Annotated in this window: 17 protein-coding genes; 9 read left to right on the top strand and 8 right to left on the bottom strand. The window is 56.6% G+C overall.

The features are described from left to right. Nucleotides 1-23 precede the first annotated feature (23 nt). Nucleotides 24-1370, top strand: a complete 1347-nt coding sequence (aroA, locus tag ACR0AD_RS15680; RefSeq protein ID WP_480488258.1) for a 3-phosphoshikimate 1-carboxyvinyltransferase — start codon at nt 24-26, stop codon at nt 1368-1370. After that, the gene (gene cmk, locus ACR0AD_RS15675) at nt 1367-1984 is read left to right on the top strand and encodes a (d)CMP kinase (RefSeq protein ID WP_480488256.1); all 618 of its coding nucleotides are present in this window, start codon (nt 1367-1369) and stop codon (nt 1982-1984) included. Before aroA ends, cmk begins: the two co-directional genes overlap by 4 nt. Nucleotides 1985-2008: 24 nt before the next feature. Here the strand turns inward: cmk and ACR0AD_RS15670 are convergent, their stop codons facing one another. Beyond that, nucleotides 2009-2485, bottom strand: a complete 477-nt coding sequence (locus ACR0AD_RS15670; protein WP_480473785.1) for a YHS domain-containing (seleno)protein — start codon at nt 2483-2485, stop codon at nt 2009-2011. A gap of 629 nt (nt 2486-3114) precedes the next feature. Between ACR0AD_RS15670 and rpsA the strand changes: the two genes are divergently transcribed. The 6 genes from rpsA (at nt 3115) to ACR0AD_RS15640 (ending at nt 10044) form a co-directional block, all read left to right on the top strand. Further along, a complete protein-coding gene (gene rpsA / locus ACR0AD_RS15665) occupies nt 3115-4791 on the top strand; it encodes a 30S ribosomal protein S1 (protein WP_480473784.1) in 1677 nt (558 codons plus the stop codon). Between the two features lie 270 nt (nt 4792-5061). After that, entirely contained in the window at nt 5062-5346 is a 285-nt protein-coding gene (ihfB, locus tag ACR0AD_RS15660) for an integration host factor subunit beta (protein ID WP_050603110.1), read from the top strand. 7 nt (nt 5347-5353) lie between these two features. After that, the gene (locus ACR0AD_RS15655; RefSeq protein ID WP_267365457.1) at nt 5354-5704 is read left to right on the top strand and encodes a LapA family protein; all 351 of its coding nucleotides are present in this window, start codon (nt 5354-5356) and stop codon (nt 5702-5704) included. Between the two features lie 5 nt (nt 5705-5709). Beyond that, nucleotides 5710-6354, top strand: a complete 645-nt coding sequence (locus ACR0AD_RS15650; RefSeq protein ID WP_480484014.1) for a phosphoribosylanthranilate isomerase — start codon at nt 5710-5712, stop codon at nt 6352-6354. A gap of 97 nt (nt 6355-6451) precedes the next feature. Continuing rightward, entirely contained in the window at nt 6452-7699 is a 1248-nt protein-coding gene (gene trpB / locus ACR0AD_RS15645; RefSeq protein WP_267365446.1) for a tryptophan synthase subunit beta, read from the top strand. 689 nt (nt 7700-8388) lie between these two features. Beyond that, complete coding sequence (locus tag ACR0AD_RS15640; RefSeq protein WP_480488254.1) at nt 8389-10044, top strand: Ig-like domain-containing protein; 1656 nt, start codon at nt 8389-8391, stop codon at nt 10042-10044. 27 nt (nt 10045-10071) lie between these two features. On the opposite strand, the gene ACR0AD_RS15635 is transcribed toward ACR0AD_RS15640, so the two are convergent. From ACR0AD_RS15635 to ACR0AD_RS15605, 7 genes are all read right to left on the bottom strand, one after another. Next, nucleotides 10072-10446 carry a DUF2237 family protein gene (locus ACR0AD_RS15635; protein ID WP_480488252.1) on the bottom strand — a complete coding sequence of 125 codons (375 nt, stop codon included), beginning with the start codon at nt 10444-10446 and terminating at the stop codon, nt 10072-10074. Nucleotides 10447-10455: 9 nt separating this feature from the next. Then, nucleotides 10456-11619, bottom strand: coding sequence for a serine hydrolase domain-containing protein (locus ACR0AD_RS15630; RefSeq protein WP_480488250.1), 1164 nt, complete (start codon nt 11617-11619; stop codon nt 10456-10458). Nucleotides 11620-11702: 83 nt separating this feature from the next. Next, nucleotides 11703-12383, bottom strand: a complete 681-nt coding sequence (gene pth, locus ACR0AD_RS15625) for an aminoacyl-tRNA hydrolase (protein ID WP_480488248.1) — start codon at nt 12381-12383, stop codon at nt 11703-11705. A 142-nt stretch (nt 12384-12525) separates the two neighbouring features. Beyond that, nucleotides 12526-13173, bottom strand: coding sequence for a 50S ribosomal protein L25/general stress protein Ctc (locus ACR0AD_RS15620; protein ID WP_480484009.1), 648 nt, complete (start codon nt 13171-13173; stop codon nt 12526-12528). 248 nt (nt 13174-13421) lie between these two features. Next, nucleotides 13422-14588 carry an alpha-hydroxy acid oxidase gene (locus tag ACR0AD_RS15615; RefSeq protein ID WP_480488247.1) on the bottom strand — a complete coding sequence of 389 codons (1167 nt, stop codon included), beginning with the start codon at nt 14586-14588 and terminating at the stop codon, nt 13422-13424. A 145-nt stretch (nt 14589-14733) separates the two neighbouring features. Beyond that, a complete protein-coding gene (gene trpA, locus ACR0AD_RS15610) occupies nt 14734-15525 on the bottom strand; it encodes a tryptophan synthase subunit alpha (protein WP_480488245.1) in 792 nt (263 codons plus the stop codon). 79 nt (nt 15526-15604) lie between these two features. Beyond that, entirely contained in the window at nt 15605-16093 is a 489-nt protein-coding gene (locus ACR0AD_RS15605; RefSeq protein WP_480488243.1) for an acyloxyacyl hydrolase, read from the bottom strand. Nucleotides 16094-16293: 200 nt separating this feature from the next. On the opposite strand from ACR0AD_RS15605, the gene ychF reads away from it, so the two are divergent. Continuing rightward, nucleotides 16294-17391 carry a redox-regulated ATPase YchF gene (gene ychF / locus ACR0AD_RS15600; RefSeq protein ID WP_480488241.1) on the top strand — a complete coding sequence of 366 codons (1098 nt, stop codon included), beginning with the start codon at nt 16294-16296 and terminating at the stop codon, nt 17389-17391. Nucleotides 17392-17452 lie beyond the last annotated feature (61 nt).

Genomic DNA, 17452 nt, shown 5'->3' with positions numbered 1-17452 from the left:
CTGATAGCGCAAAAGGAGCCCTCATGTCCGGACACGGCACGCCCATCCCGATGACCTCGCATCCCTGCGGCCCGCTGACCGGCACGGCCGAGGTGCCCGGCGACAAGTCGATTTCGCACCGGTCGCTGATCCTTGGTGCGATGGCCGTGGGTGAAACCAGGATTTCGGGTTTGCTGGAAGGCGAAGACGTACTGGATACCGCAAAGGCGATGCGTGCCTTCGGCGCTGAGGTCACAGAGCACGGAAACGGGGAATGGACAGTGCACGGCGTGGGTGTCGGTGGCTTCGCCGAACCGGGTCAGGTGATCGACTGTGGCAACTCGGGAACCGGTGTGCGGCTGATCATGGGGGCGATGGCGACCTCTCCGATCACGGCGACCTTTACCGGTGATGCCAGTCTGAACAAACGCCCCATGGCGCGGGTGACTGACCCTCTGGCCTTGTTTGGGGCACAATCGGTTGGGCGATCCGGCGGGCGCTTGCCGATGACCATCGTCGGCGCTGCGGACCCGACCCCTGTGCGATACGAAGTTCCTGTGCCGTCGGCGCAGGTGAAATCCGCCGTACTTTTGGCGGGTCTGAATGCCCCCGGAAAGACCGTTGTGATCGAGAAAGAGGCTACGCGTGACCATTCCGAACGGATGCTGGCTGGATTTGGTGCCGAAATCACGGTCGAGGATACCGACGAGGGCCGTGTTATCACTCTGACCGGTCGCCCGGAGCTGAAGCCACAGGTCATCGCTGTACCGCGCGATCCGTCCAGCGCGGCTTTTCCGGTTTGCGCGGCATTGATCACACCTGGATCGGATGTTTTGGTGCCGGGGATCGGTTTGAACCCCACACGCGCGGGCCTTTTTACAACCTTGCGCGAGATGGGCGCTGATCTGACCTATGAAAACGAACGCGAAGAAGGGGGCGAGCCGGTTGCCGATTTGCGCGCCAAGTACTCGCCCAACATGAAAGGCATCGACGTTCCTTCCGAGCGTGCCGCCTCGATGATTGATGAATACCCGGTTCTGTCTGTGGTGGCTGCAAATGCCACAGGCACAACGATGATGGGCGGCGTGAAAGAGCTGCGCGTGAAGGAAAGCGACCGGATTGACGCCATGGCCCGTGGCCTGCGCGCCAACGGGGTGACAGTCGCTGAAGGCGACGACTGGTGGTCGGTTGAAGGGCTGGGCATCGGCAACGTTCCGGGCGGCGGCACCTGCGAAAGCTTTCTGGATCACCGCATTGCCATGTCGTTCATGGTGATGGGTATGGGGGCGCAGAATCCCGTAAGCGTGGATGATGGTGGCCCGATTGCAACGTCGTTCCCGATCTTTGAACCACTGATGGCGTCGCTGGGCGCAAAGGTACAGCGCACGTGAGTTTCACGGTTGCCATTGACGGACCAGCGGCTGCGGGCAAGGGCACGATATCCAAGGCTGTGGCGGCGCATTTCGGCTTTGCCCATCTGGACACGGGCTTGCTGTATCGCGCTGTCGGAAGGCGGACCCTGGAAGGGGTTGACGCGCTTGAGGCCGCACAGGCCCTGACAGCGGAAGAACTTGAACAAGGCGACCTGCGCACCGCCGAGATTGCGCAGGCAGCTTCCAAAGTGGCGGTTCTTCCGGAAGTTCGTGCGGCCTTGGTCAATTTTCAGCGCGCTTTTTCCCGCAGGGCAGGTGGGGCCGTTCTGGACGGTCGTGATATCGGCACGGTGATTTGTCCGAATGCCGAAGTGAAGCTGTTTGTAACAGCCAGTGCTGAAGTGCGCGCCGAGCGACGCTTCCTGGAGCTAAGTGCAAAAGGCGCTGACGTAACCCGTGAACAGGTTCTGGCAGATGTCAGAGAACGGGATGCGCGAGATGCTGAGCGCAGCACCGCTCCGATGAAACCCGCTGAGGATGCCGTGCGGTTGGACACCACCGATTTGAGTATCGAGGCGGCGTTGGCCAAAGCCCTTGAGGTGATCAACGCAAAACTGCCCGCGACGCGTTAACGCCGCAGGCAAACGGGGCAGGTCTTACAGCTCGCCCACGGCGACGGTTTTGATATTCGCCCATTGGTCATCCGCCGTCTTTGCGGTGGCGACAACGTCCTTCAAAAAGGCTGCCCGGGTTTCCGCGTTCAGGAACAGAAACAGTTTTCCGTCTGCGACAAGGTATTGATCCGGGTCACCGTCAAACTTCTTGCCGACCGATACGCCGAATGAACAGAAGCCACCATGCTGCGGCAGGTATGCAGCAGGGTTTGCCTCGAACGCTTCACGGTTCGCGGCGGACGTGAAATAATAGGAGGCTCCGTCATAAGTTGACGAGTGAGTGGCGAAGCCTTCGACCGGGTTGCCATCATTGACCAATGCAACCAGATCAACGCCATGTGCGGCCAGTGGCGCACCAGCGGCTGAAATGCCGTTGGACACGTTGATTTCGTCAGCGGCAAAGGCCGGGGTGGACAGGGCAATTGCAGTCGCCATGGCGGCAAAGATGAGAGATTTCATAATATTTTCCTTTTGGTTCTGGTTTCGGGTCGACCTCTTTGTCGACCGATAAAGCTAAAATAGGGAAAGGATACGGAACGTTTAATCTCAGATACGTCACCAAATCTTGCAGATCGTACAAACAGTCGAATGGTTGGCGTTCACTCTCCAATTCTCCACCATCCATCCTGTGACGCAGGAAGCCGGGCGCCGCGTGACGCGCGAAAAGTTGAGACATATCACTTTTGCGTTGCATGCTGAGGCTTAGCCGCGTGGTTCGGTTCCCGGTACCAAGATTCCTTCGGGCAAGAACCTGCCGCGGACCATGCAGACTTTTTCAGTCAGAACCTGCTATCATTCAGGTTGCCATCTTGCATTGGGGATCAGCGCTAGGCAGGAGTTCCTGCGCGCGCTGCCGCGCACCATAGGCTTTGCACTTGCACCGGTTCAAGATTCAGCCTATACGCGCGCTGTCGATACAAGGGCGGTCAACGTCCGGATGACGTTTCTGAGCAGGGCCGGGTTAACTCGGCCCTTTGTGTTTGTTTGCTCGGGGCGCACCGGATCACGCCTGAAGACGTCATGAAACAAGACCGGCGGAGACAACCGCTCGGCCAGCAAAAACGTACTGTAAAGGAAATGAACGCCACATGGCTAACACATCCATGGAGGAATTCGAAGCCCTCCTGAACGAAAGCTTCGAAATGGACACGCCCGAAGAGGGTTCTGTTGTCAAAGGCAAGATCCTGGCGATTGAAGCCGGTCAAGCCATCATCGACGTCGGCTATAAAATGGAAGGCCGCGTTGATCTGAAAGAATTTGCAAATCCCGGCGAAGCACCTGAAATCGCTGTCGGCGACGAGGTCGAAGTTTACCTGCGTGCCGCAGAAAACGCCCGTGGCGAAGCCGTCATCTCGCGCGAGATGGCCCGCCGCGAAGAGGCATGGGACCGCCTGGAAAAAGCATATGCCGACGACCAGCGTGTCGATGGTGCGATCTTTGGCCGCGTCAAAGGTGGCTTCACCGTCGATCTGGGTGGCGCAGTTGCATTCCTGCCCGGTTCGCAGGTTGACGTACGCCCCGTACGCGACGCAGGCCCGCTGATGGGTCTGAAGCAGCCGTTCCAGATTCTGAAAATGGACCGCCGCCGTGGCAACATCGTTGTGTCGCGCCGCGCAATCCTGGAAGAATCGCGTGCCGAACAGCGCGCCGAAGTCATCGGCAACCTGACCGAAGGTCAGAACGTCGAGGGCGTGGTCAAGAACATCACCGAATACGGCGCATTCGTTGACCTGGGCGGCGTAGATGGCCTGCTGCACGTCACTGACATGGCATGGCGTCGTGTGAACCACCCGTCCGAGATCCTGACGATCGGTGAAACCATCAAGGTTCAGGTCATCAAGATCAACAAAGACACCCACCGCATCAGCCTGGGCATGAAGCAGCTTCAGGAAGATCCGTGGGATCTGGTTGCTGCCAAGTACCCTCTGGGCTCGGTTCATCAGGGTCGCGTCACCAACATCACCGACTACGGCGCATTCGTCGAACTGGAAGCCGGTGTCGAAGGTCTGGTGCACGTGTCCGAGATGTCCTGGACCAAGAAAAACGTCCACCCCGGCAAGATCGTCTCGACCAGCCAGGAAGTCGACGTCATGGTTCTGGAAATCGACGGTGCCAAGCGCCGCGTGTCTCTGGGCCTGAAGCAGACTCAGCGCAACCCATGGGAAGTGTTTGCAGAAACCCACCCCGAGGGCACCGAAGTCGAAGGCGAAGTCAAGAACATCACCGAATTTGGTCTGTTCATTGGCCTCGAAGGAGACATCGACGGCATGGTTCACCTGTCGGACCTGTCCTGGGACGAGCGTGGCGAGGATGCGATCCAGAACTACCGCAAAGGCGACATGGTTTCGGCCGTTGTCTCGGAAGTGGATGTCGAGAAAGAGCGTATCTCGCTGTCGATCAAAGCTCTGGGCGGTGACAAGTTCGCAGAAGCCGTTGGCGGCGTGAAGCGTGGCTCGGTCATCACTGTCGAAGTGACTGCAATCGAAGATGGCGGCATCGAGGTTGAGTACGAAGGCATGAAGTCGTTCATCCGTCGTTCCGATCTGTCGCGTGACCGTTCCGAACAGCGCCCCGAGCGTTTCTCGGTCGGTGACAAGGTTGATGTCCGCGTAACCAACGTCGACAGCAAGACCCGTCGTCTGGGTCTGTCGATCAAGGCACGCGAGATCGCAGAAGAGAAAGAAGCCGTGGAACAGTACGGTTCTTCCGACTCGGGCGCGTCGCTGGGCGACATTCTGGGCGCAGCGCTGAAGTCGGGCGACTAAGCCCGGGGCGCATCCCAAGTATGATTTACGGCCTCGCATGGAAGTGCGGGGCCGTTTTTGTTGCGAATCAACATGTTCCAAACACGCTGCTCAAACTCGATAATGTTCGCGCTTGAAGTGTGTAAATCGCCCTGTCGGGCAAAATTTCGTGTGAGAATATGGCAAAATAAAGCCTCAACACGCAGAGTATCCGTTCCCCCGTTCTGGGTTTTTTCCTATACTGTCAAAACAGTAGACCTGTCACACCGGCTGCCTGGGAGGGTATCACGAATGATCCGTTCAGAACTGATTCAGAAAATCGCTGACGAAAACCCGCATCTCTATCAGCGTGATGTCGAGCGGATTGTGAACACCGTGTTCGAAGAAGTCACCGATGCCATGGCGCGCGGCGACCGGGTCGAACTGCGTGGCTTTGGTGCCTTTTCGGTGAAAAAGCGGGATGCCCGCGTTGGGCGCAACCCCCGTACCGGTGAAACCGTTCAGGTCGAAGAAAAATGTGTACCATTTTTCAAAACTGGTAAGTTGCTCAGGGATCGTTTGAACGGTAAAGCCTGACCTCATGATGCGTTACCTTCGATATGCTTTTCTTGGGACTCTCGGGATCGTTCTGATTTCCGTTTCCTTGGCAAATGTTCAGTCTGTAGAACTGAAACTGATGCCCGATGCTCTGGCCGAGCTTCTGGGCTTTAACGTCAGTACCTCTTTACCACTTTTTCTGGTCGTTCTGGGCGGTGTTGTCGCCGGTTTGATCATCGGTTTCATGTGGGAATGGCTGCGGGAACACAAACACCGCCGCGATGCGACCGTGAAAAAGGGCGAGGTCCGCAAGCTTGAACGCGAGGTCAAGAAGCTCAAGAAAAAGCAGAACGAGGGTAAGGATGATGTTCTGGCCCTGCTTGACGAGGCCAGCTGAGGCTTATGTCTACCGATGTGTCCGTTAAAATCTGCGGTTTGACCGCCTCAGAACATGTGCGCGCAGCCGTTGCAGCCGGTGCGCGCTATGTCGGGTTCAACTTTTTTCCCAAATCGCCCCGTTACGCACCGATACCGCAAGCCGCGGCGTTGGCCGCCGAAGTACCAGTCGGCGTCGCCAAGGTCGCTCTGGCCGTGAATTTCTCGGACGCGCAGCTTGATGAGATTGTCGCGGGGGTTCCGCTGGATATGTTGCAGCTTCACGGCGGAGAGAGCCCCGAGCGTGTGGCAGAGATCAAGCAGCGCTATGGCCTGCCCGTCATCAAGGCGATCGGTGTTGCCGAGGCCGAGGATTTGGCTGCGATTGATCTGTATTCCGAAGTTGCAGACCAGCTTCTGATCGATGCAAAGCCGCCGAAGAATTCGGAACTTCCCGGCGGCAACGGTCTTCCTTTTGACTGGCGGCTGCTGGCAGGTCGAAAATATTGGCGCAGGCCGTGGATGTTGTCCGGTGGTCTGAACCCAGACAATGTCGCTGAGGCGATCCGCATGACGGGTGCGCGGCAAGTCGATGTGGCGTCGGGTGTTGAAAGCGCGCCGGGCGTAAAGGACGCTGGACTGATACAGGCATTTATCGACGCGACACGCTGATTTTGTTTGCCGCTGCCAGGGGCGACATGGTGCGTTTTGCCATGGCAAATCCCGCGACGACCACCTATGAAAGTCAGGTACGACGAGGGAGACACCCATGGCCAACGATCTTTTCAATTCCTTCATGTCCGGCCCTGACGAGCAAGGGCGCTTTGGCATATTCGGCGGGCGTTTTGTCAGCGAAACGCTGATGCCGCTGATCCTGTCACTGGAAGAGGAATACAACAAAGCCAAGGATGATCCGACCTTCTGGGCCGAGATGGATGATCTGTGGGCCAACTATGTGGGCCGCCCCTCACCTCTGTATTTCGCGGAACGCCTGACCGAGCATCTGGGCGGGGCGAAGATCTATCTGAAACGTGATGAGCTGAACCACACCGGCGCACACAAGATCAACAACGTGCTGGGCCAGATCATTCTGGCGCGACGCATGGGCAAGACCCGGATCATTGCCGAGACCGGGGCAGGGCAGCACGGTGTGGCCACAGCCACGGTCTGCGCGAAATTTGGTTTGAAATGCATCGTCTATATGGGTGCCCATGACGTGCAACGTCAGGCCCCGAACGTGTTTCGTATGCGCCTGCTGGGGGCCGAGGTGATCCCTGTGACCTCGGGTCGCGGTACGCTGAAGGACGCGATGAATGACGCGCTGCGTGACTGGGTGACCAATGTGCGCGATACGTTCTACTGCATCGGCACAGTGGCCGGTCCGCACCCATACCCGGCGATGGTGCGTGATTTCCAGTCGATCATTGGCAAGGAAGCGAAAGAGCAGATGATGAAGGCCGAAGGCCGTCTGCCCGACACGATCATTGCGGCAATCGGCGGCGGCTCGAACGCGATGGGTCTGTTCTATCCTTTCCTTGATGACAAGGACGTCAATATCATCGGTGTCGAGGCCGGCGGTAAAGGTGTAAATGAAAAGATGGAGCATTGCGCCTCGCTGACAGGCGGTCGTCCGGGCGTTCTGCATGGCAACCGCACCTATCTGCTGCAGGATGATGACGGGCAGATTCTGGAAGGCTATTCGATTTCGGCCGGTCTGGACTATCCGGGTATCGGGCCCGAACATTCCTGGTTGCATGAGGTTGGTCGCGCGACTTACGTCTCGATTACCGACAAGGAAGCGCTTGAGGCATTCCAGCTCTGCTGTGCCACTGAGGGTATCATTCCGGCGCTGGAACCCAGCCACGCTCTGGCGCATGTCATGAAGATCGCGCCCGAGTTGCCCAAGGACCACCTGATCTGCATGAACATGTGTGGACGCGGTGACAAGGATGTTCAGACCGTCGCAAAATACCTGAACTTTGACATGTCTGACACCGAGGGCCGCACGGCCGGTTGATTTCGAACCGGGGCCACATGCCCCGGTTTACAGTCTTGATCAAGCAAGCTGTCGGAACACCCTTCGGTCCACCCTTGATTGTAATGCTGCTCCGAAATGGCCTTCGGATCTAATTGGTGTTTTAACGGGCGCAGACGGATTGTTGTTCCTGCCCTGGTGTGGCATCCGGTTTGGTCACCGTATGTTGGCCCTCGCAGGCGATCTTTTTGAACCCGACGGAGCCCGGTCAAAGAATCGTCCACAAGCGATATTACCCCGTTCAACCTGCGCCCGAAGGTTTCCAATTGGAGATCAGTGCAGCAAGCGGTGCCGTACTGTTGCAAAATTGCTGGACTGTCAGTGACTATGTCCTTTCTGTCTTTGCATGTGATTTTCCAGCGCAGCCTGTCTCACGTTTCTATCTCCACTCGACAACACAGCAAAAATTGGGTGTTTCAAGCCGTTTGAGATTTGGTCCAGGTCAAAACCCGCTTGTTCCAACAACACGACGTGTCCCGCACGCCCCAGTTGATTCCTGTCGCGTTCTATACAGCGTCTTCCAATTGAATTAACTTCTCATTAACCGGCGATTTGCGGTCGGTTCTGGGGATGTCTCTGCGAAGATGGGGCAAGGATGACGCTGCTTGGGATGCGATTTTAACCCCGGGCACTCTGGTGTTTGGCACCCACGCGGTGCTGTAGGAGGTAATATGGTTTGGTCCGCAATTACGAGGCTGTCGTGCCTGGGTCTTTTGGTTTCCGCGCTTTTGATGGGAAGCGTCAAAGAGGGTCTGGCGTTTGGCAACCCTTCGTTTCCGTCCCAGATAGTCGCAACACCCAACGGCGGGCAGATTTTCTTTTCCAATCTACAAGGCACTGCGACAGCGTTCATGTCGTTGGGCGGCTCGGGTGAAGGCCCGGGAGGATCGTTCTATTTCAACAATGGTGTTTTGACTCAACCTGCTATTACGCCAGCAGGATTGGCCAATCTTGGATATATTGGCGCGACGATACTCAGCCAGAATGGAGCCGATTCCACTTACGCCGCTGATGGCTATCTTGGGGTCATGTTCACCGCGCGCGAAACCGTCGGAGGGCCGCTTTACCTTTATGAAATCGCGCTGTCGGGTGTCACGAATACCCAGATTATCAACACTCGGACTTTGGCAGACACGACGCAGCCGACGGCCTCAATTGGTGCGCTGACAACAATCGGGAACGGTACGTTCCAAGCGGTGATCACACTGAGTGAACCCAGCACAGATTTCACGGTGGGCGACTTGTCGGTTACCAATGCCTCCGCAAGCCTGACAGGATCGGGAACCAATTATGTTGCGACGTTAACTGCGCAAAATAACGGTACAATTGAGCTGTTTATTCCCGCAGGCGTTTTTTCGGATGCCGCCGGGAACCTGAACCTTGCGTCCAACAGGGTCAGCACACAACAGGGTGTAACGGACACACAGCGACTGGTGCAGGCCTTTCAGAACGCCCGGGCCAACAGCCTCGTGACCAATCAGCCAGAGCTGACGCAGTTTCTTCAGCAATCAGGATCAGGTGCGCTGGACTCGTCGGTAACGCAAGGATCGGGGTATCTGAAATTTGCAAGTGACCCAACCCACCCGGTCTGGTTCAATCTGTCCGGGAACTGGAGCTCTCAAAACGATTACGACAGTTCTTATGCCTTGGCCGTGGTGGGGGCGCATGGCTGGGTGAACTCGAACCTTCTGATCGGCGCCATGTTGCAGATCGACTATGCCGAAACCGAAAACGGCCCGGCCAGCGTGGATGGCACAGGGTGGCTGGTCGGACCTTATGTCGTCGCAAAACTGCCCAGCCAGCCAGTGTTTTTCGAAGGGCGTGTTCTGTACGGTCAGGCTGATAACGACATTTCTCCACTGGGCACCTATACCGACAGTTTCGATAGTGAACGCTGGCTGATCCAGTCGCGCGTAACCGGAGAGTTCAAGCGCGGTAACCTGACACTTTTGCCGTTGCTGGATGTTAGCTATGCCAGCGACGATCAGGAGGCTTATACCGATAGTCTGGGCAACCTGATCCCACAGCAGGATTTCAGCCTGACCACTGCACGGTTGGGTATGGATTTCAGTCATCCAATCCAGGTGTCGCGTGGTCAGATGATGTTGACCGGTGGTTTGTCTGGTATCTGGAGCACAACATCTGGCACAGGCACTGTTCCTGGCGTGACACCGATAGGGGATACCGCCCGCGCTCGCGCTGATCTGGGTTTTGACTATCGGCTGGAAAACGACAGCCTTCTGGCTGCAAACCTGTTCTACGACGGTATCGGCGAAAGTGGTTTTGAAAACTACAGTGTCAGCCTGATCTGGCAAATGGCATTCTGAATCAGCCGTGCGCCCCTTATGGGGCCTTCAGGTCTTTGCCTTATTTTGAAGCAAAATGTCGAGTGGTACGATCTCAAGCGCGCGTTGATGTGTCGCCTCCAGATGAACCTGCGGTGCACATCCTTCGTCATGAGCTTGCAAAAACCGGCTGGCGCATAAACACCAGCTGTCGCCGGGGTGAAGGCCTGGAAAGTCGAATTCGGGTCGTGCCGTGCTCAGATCATTGCCGACATATTTTGAGAATGCCAGAAACTCGGCCGTCATCACGGCGCAGACGGTATGACTGCCCTGATCCTCGGGGCAGGTATTGCAGGCGCCATCCCGGAAAAACCCTGTCAAAGGGTCGCGAGAGCAAGGGGCCAGAACGCCACCCAGTACATTGATACTGTCTTGTTTCTGCATAAAGACATCTTACAGACTTTCCGCAATCTTGCGGAACATTTCGATGTTCAGGTCATTTACACCCGGCTCACGGAACAGCCTGTCTGCACCGGTGGACACAATCAGAACACCCCTGGGCTGGTTGAAATAGATGTATTGCCCATAGACGCCACGGGCCAGAAACTCTCCTTCATGCGCGCCGCGGGGAATCCACCATTGATACCCGTACCCGATCTCTCCTTGTGCGGTCGGTGCGCTGGGTTGGGTGGCTTCGAAAATCCATTCGGCAGGAACCAGTTGTTTTCCATTCGCGATGCCGTCCTGCAGGATCATTTGCCCGAACCGGGCGAAATCGCGCGTAATAAAGTTGAGGCCCCCCAAAACAAAAGCGACCCCTGCACCATCAGTGATGTAGTATCCGTCCCGCTCCAGCCCCAACGGTTGAAGGATCTTTTCCGTCAGAAGGTCTGCCACATTCCGCCCGGTCGCACCGCGTATCACCATGCCCAGAACATGGGTGTCGATCGACACGTATTGCCAGGTTTCACCCGGCGTCGCAAAGCTGTCTTGCAGCGAGGCTGCAAAATCGTCCAGCTCACCACCCAGGGCAACCACACGCCCCATCCGGTTGATGTCGGAATTTGGGTCGAGATAATCTTCATCAAACGTCACGCCGCTTGCCATGTTCAGCACGTTGCGGATCGACGCGGTTTCATACGCGCTGCCTTTCAGTTTGGGCGCATATTTGACGACCGGGTCATCCAACGACCCGATTGCGCCCTCTTGCAGCAGGACACCGAAGAGCGCCGAAAGATAGCTTTTGGCGACCGACCAGGAAATCCTCCGGTCATCCGGCCCGGTGCCAAGATAATATTCCTCGAATCTGATCTTGCTGTTCTGCATGACCAGCAACGACGTGACCGATCGTTCATCGATCCAGCTGTCGGTTCCTTCCGGCAAGTCGAATCCTTCGCCATAAGGCAGGTCCCAGGTTGGCGCGTCTCCGCGCGGCAGGTTTACGGTCAGAAAAGCCTCATCCATATGCGAGAAATTGTGAACGATCTTCTCTTCCGAAAATAACGAGTTTACGGCCAATAGGCGCTGCAATTCTTCGCGCTTCCACAGCCCGACGGCAGTGGCGGCCAGAACCAGCGTCAGTACGATGCGCAGCACCCACTTCAATATGGATTTCATCGCATTGCCTCCCTAGTTGGCCGGTATTGGAACGCGGGAGGTTGCATTCTGCAACCTCTACGTAACGGAAAGAGGCCGGGGTGCTACCTGAATTTGTCCAAAAGCTTCTGCATGGCGGACCGGTCGTCATCCTCGGTGTCGGGTGCGGGCGTTGAAGGTGTGTCGGCTTTAGGTGCAGCGGTTTTTGATGATCGCGGCGGGGCAGTGCGCAATGCAACTGCATTCATGAACTTGCCGCCCTCGTCCTGTGCCAGGTAGGGTGCTCCGTCCGAAACACCCCGAAGAAACTCGTCCAGCCAACTGGTTTCGGATTTCGCGAAATCACTGAGCACGTACCCCGAAACCATTTCCTTGCGGCCCGGATGCCCGATCCCAAGGCGTACACGGTCATATGCCGCCCCGATATGCTCATGGATCGAGCGCAGACCGTTATGCCCGGCGTGCCCGCCCCCTGCCTTGACGCGCAATTTACCCGGAGCAAGGTCCAATTCGTCATGAAATACAACAACGTCGGTGGACTCCAGCTTGTAAAACCGCATCGCCTCACCCACGGATTGACCCGAACGGTTCATGTAGGTCTGCGGTTTCAACAAAAGAACTTTCTCAGTGCCAAGCCGCCCTTCCGAGATCTCGCCCTGAAACTTCGACTTCCAGGGGCCAAACCCATGATCTTCTGCGATCCGGTCCAGGGCCATGAACCCGATATTGTGCCGGTTCCGGGCATATTTCTGACCCGGGTTTCCCAATCCAACAAACAGCTTCATGTTTCCGTTTTGCCTCTGTAGCTCCAAAACCATTTCATGCCCGGAAATCGTCAGGAAATCCAGTCAGGCCTGATTATTGGACCCGCAAAAAAAACGGGGCTCACCCGAGCCCCGCTTCAAAGTCGGAAACATTGTTCCAGACTTATTCTTCTTCTTTTCCGACAACTTCGACTTCATCGGCTGCAACTTCACCATCTTCATCGTCGTCGCTGGTGGACAGACCAGTCGGCGCCGAGATGTTGGCAATCACAAAGTCACGGTCGATGGTTGGTTTGGTGCCCTCAGGCAGTTCAACCGACGAAATGGTCACAACGTCATTGATGTTCAGACCGGTCAGATCAACGGTGATCTTTTCAGGAATGTCACCGGCGGTGCACATCAGTTCGACTTCCGGGCGGACAACGGTCAGAACGCCACCCTTTTTGATGCCAGGGGCCGCAGCTTCATTGATGAACTCAACGGGGATGAACAACGCGATCTTGGTGGTCCGGCGCAGGCGCATCAGGTCCAGATGGGTCGGCAGGTCTTTGACGACATCACGCTGAACGTCGCGGCAGATGACGCGGACGTCATCGTGGCCTTCAACTTTCAGGTTCCACAAGGTCGACTTGAACCGGCCCGCTTTCAGGCGCTTGAACAAGACGTTGAACGGGATCTGGATTGGCAACGGTTCTTTGTCGCCACCAAATACGATGCCCGGAACCATGCCGTCGCGGCGTGCTTGACGAGCGGCGCCCTTGCCTGTCCCCGTCCGTTCCAGAGCTACGAGATCAGGAATCTCACCAGCCATGATATATTCTCCAATGTTAGGGCGGGCATCCTCCAAGGCTGTATACCCGCGTGAAGCCGCGTCCTTAGCTTGATTCACCCGATTTGGAAAGAGGTATTTCTTGCCATGCCGTTCGGATGGGTTCTATCGCCTGTCCTGGAGTATTTATCGGGTGGACGATTGAAGGATCCCCAGCTTCATCTGGCCAAAAATATCCCGGGGGAGGCGCCCGGAACGGGCGTCGGGGGCAGAGCCCCCTGATTGACCGGTTACGCTTGCCAGCGGCCCCCGAAGTTTTCAGGTATCAGCAGATTGTGACGCCCCAACGCAGCCACATTTTTCTCACCACAAAGCGCCATTGTCGTATCAAGCTCCCTCTGGATCAGCTCAAGCGCCGTGGTGACACCTTTCTGACCCATGGCACCCAGACCATACACAAACGCGCGGCCAACATAGGTCCCTTTGGCCCCAAGCGCTAAGGCTTTGAGCACGTCTTGTCCGGATCGGATACCGCTGTCCAAATGCACCTCGATATCGCCCCCAACCGCATCCATGATCTCGGGCAGGACACGAATTGAGCTTAGCGCGCCGTCAAGCTGACGCCCACCATGGTTTGACACGACAATGGCATCGGCACCCAGCTTGGCGGCCATCCTTGCGTCATCCGCATCAAGGATGCCCTTAAGGATCACTTTCCCGCCCCATTGCTCCATCAGTTTTTCAACCTTCGACCAGTCGAGGCTGGGGTCAAACTGTTCTGCAGTCCAGGCCCCCAATGAAGACGTGTCCGAAATACCATGCACATGCCCCACGATATTGCCGAACTCGCGCCGCTGGGCCCGCAGCATTTCAATGCCCCAGGCCCATTTGGTCATCAGGTTGGCGATGGTCTTTGCCGTCAGTTTGGGCGGGGCCGACAGACCGTTTTTCAGGTCCTTGTGCCGTTGGCCCAGAATTTGCAGGTCGAGCGTGATTACCAGTGCGGAACATTTAGCGTCTTTTGCTCGCTGGATCAGGCGGTTGATGTAGTCCGTGTCCTTCATCGTATAAAGCTGGAACCAGAATGGTTTGTTGGTATATCCGGCCACATCTTCAATCGAGTTGATGGACATGGTGGACAGCGTAAAGGGCACACCAAATTCCTCGGCGGCTTTGGCGGCCTTCATCTCTCCGTCTGCATGTTGCATCCCCGTCAACCCGACCGGGGCAAGCGCAACAGGCATTGAAACGTCTTCGCCAATCATTTGCGAAGATGTCGACCGACCGGACATGTCGACCGCAACCCTTTGGCGAAGGCGTATTTTTTCAAAATCGGTCGTGTTTTCGCGAAAAGTCTGTTCTGTCCAGCTGCCGCTTTCGGCGTAGTCATAGAACATACGGGGCACGCGGCGTTCATATATGCGTTTGAGGTCTTCGATATTGGTGATCACAGGCATGAAAACAGGGCTCCGCGTTCATTGGTTAGTTTTCTTTACCAATTCATTCCCAAGGCTGCAATGTCTTGACGTCACAGTGAAGGGACGCGAAAAACCCGCCGCGGTATCCGCGACGGGTCACAATTCTCGCATGTTGGCTGCGAAATCAGGCGCTGTGCGCGCCATCCGAAAGAGATTTCACAAAGGTCAGCACGTCGGTCACAGGTTTACCTGCGCCGATCTGGCTGACGATCGCTGACCCGACCACCGCGCCGTCCGACACCGAAGCGATATTGCGCGATTTCTCGGGTGTGTTGATCCCGAACCCCACGATCACCGGCAGATCGGTCGCGGTCTTGATGCGGGCAACCTCGGGGCCAACATCTGTTGCCTCTGCCTCGGCTGCGCCAGTTATCCCGGTGATCGAAACGTAATAAACAAAGCCCGAAGTGTTTTGCAGAACACGAGGCAGGCGTTTGTCATCCGTGGTCGGGGTCGCCAGGCGAATGAAATTCAGACCTGCCGCTTGCGCGGGCAGGCAGAGTTCTTCGTCCTCTTCGGGGGGAAGGTCCACCACGATCAACCCGTCAATCCCTGCCGCTTTTGCATCGGCCAGAAACGCGTCGACACCGCGGCTGTAGATCGGGTTGTAATACCCCATTAGGACAATGGGGGTTGTATCGTCTGTTTCCCGAAACGTTCGTGCCAGATCCAATGTGCGTTGCAAGGTCATGCCCTGCTCAAGCGCACGTTGGCCCGCAGCCTGAATAGTAGGGCCATCGGCCATCGGGTCGGTAAAGGGTAGGCCCAGCTCGATAACATCCACGCCAGCGCCTGGCAGGCCTTTGACCACTTCAAGCGAAGTGTCATAGTCGGGATCCCCGGCCATGACATAGGCGACAAAGGCCTTCTTGCCTTCAGCTTTCAGGGCGGCGAACTTGGCGTCGATACGTGTCATCGGATGTCCTTGCACTCGGGTTTCGACCTGATGTGCAGAAACTTTGACCGAAAATCAATCCCGCCCAGACAGGAATGGATCAGAAGCCCAGATGATAGCGTACCAGCAGGGCATTCACGCCCGGGTTTTCGTCATTGGTACTGGCGTTGGATTTATGGGTAAGCGCGACAGACACGCTGTTGCCATTGTTCAGGTTATAGCCAAGACCCAATAGGCTGCGAATCTGAAAATCGCCCCCAAGATCATTCAGGTCGTTGCTGGCATTGTAGTAGCCGGGCATTACACTGCCTTCCAAGAACCAGCGATCGCTCAGCGCATACTGCCCGATCAGGCCCGCGCCGATATGCGTGTCACCATCTTCATCTACAGTTAGGGCCGCACCCCAACCGGCGCGAAACCGCGTGGCCTGATGAAATGGTGCATGGTGGTATTCAATCGAGATCAGGCCCTGATCCTCGGACGTGTCTTCGGAATAATCAGCGTATCCAGCGCCAAAAACAATGGTCTGTGCCTGGGCTGACACGCAGGCCGTTGCCGCCATTACGGTTACAAGAAAAAAGTGTTTCATCGGGTTCCGCTAACAAAAAGTGATCGTGCGATATTAACTGGTTATCGTAGGCGCCGTTTTTCAATTTAGACAAGAACACATTTTCCAAACAATTTTGTGATGTGGCGAAATGGACTCGGCAAAGGTGCCGCCAGCAATCCCTTGCGCATCTAGGCGGACCTGCATAGAAGCTGCGATCGTATTCTATGCAGGAGGCCGTGATGGGCTTTAAGATGGGAATCGTGGGTCTGCCGAATGTCGGCAAGTCGACCCTGTTCAATGCGTTGACCAAAACCGCAGCTGCGCAGGCCGCGAACTTCCCGTTCTGCACCATTGAACCCAATGTCGGGGATGTTGCGGTTCCCGACGCCCGCCTCGACAGGCTGGCGGCGATTGCGTCCTCAAAACAGATTATCCCGACACGGATGACTTTTGTGGATATCGCGGGTCTGGTGAAAGGCGCGTCAAAGGGCGAAGGGCTGGGCAACCAGTTTCTGGCGAATATTCGCGAAACGGATGCGATTGCCCATGTGCTGCGCTGTTTCGAAGACGGCGACGTGACACATGTCGATGGTCGCGTTGATCCGGTTGCGGACGCTGACACGATCGAAACCGAGCTGATGCTGGCCGATTTGGAAAGCATCGAAAAGCGCCGGGCCAATCTGGTGCGCAAGCTGAAGGGCAACGACAAAGAGGCGCAACAGCAAGATCGCCTGTTGGCCGAGGCGCAGGCCATGCTGGAAAGCGGCAAGCCCGCACGTCTGGTCGAAGTCAGCGACGAGGACGCCAAGGCTTGGAAGATGTTGCAACTGCTGACCACCAAACCGGTTCTCTACGTCTGCAACGTGTCCGAGGAAGACGCCGCACAAGGCAACGAATACACTGCCCGCGTGGCCGATATGGCCGTCGCGCAGGGCAATGCCCATGTCATCATCAGTGCCAAGATCGAAGAAGAGATAAGCCTGCTGGATGAGGACGAAGCCCAGATGTTCCTTGAGGAGATGGGATTGGAAGAGCCCGGCCTCGACCGTCTGATCCGCGCTGGTTACGATCTACTGAAGCTGGAAACCTATTTCACCGTTGGCCCGAAAGAGGCCCGCGCCTGGACCATCCGCACTGGCACCGCCGCTCCGCAGGCCGCCGGTGTGATCCATGGCGATTTCGAAAAGGGTTTCATTCGTGCCGAGACCATCGCCTATGACGACTATGTCGCCGCAAATGGCGAGCAGGGCGCGAAAGAGGCGGGTAAGATGCGGGCAGAGGGTAAGGGCTATATCGTCAAGGACGGCGATGTGATGCACTTTTTGTTTAATACCTGATCAATTGGGCTGTTCCTGTCGGGTGAGCGGGGTATCCTGCCTTATCCGCAGCATTGGAGCT

This window comes from Ruegeria sp. BH8 (assembly GCF_056538065.1).
The sequence above is the reverse complement of the archived record's forward strand: the minus strand, read 5'-3'. Positions and strand labels throughout refer to the sequence as shown.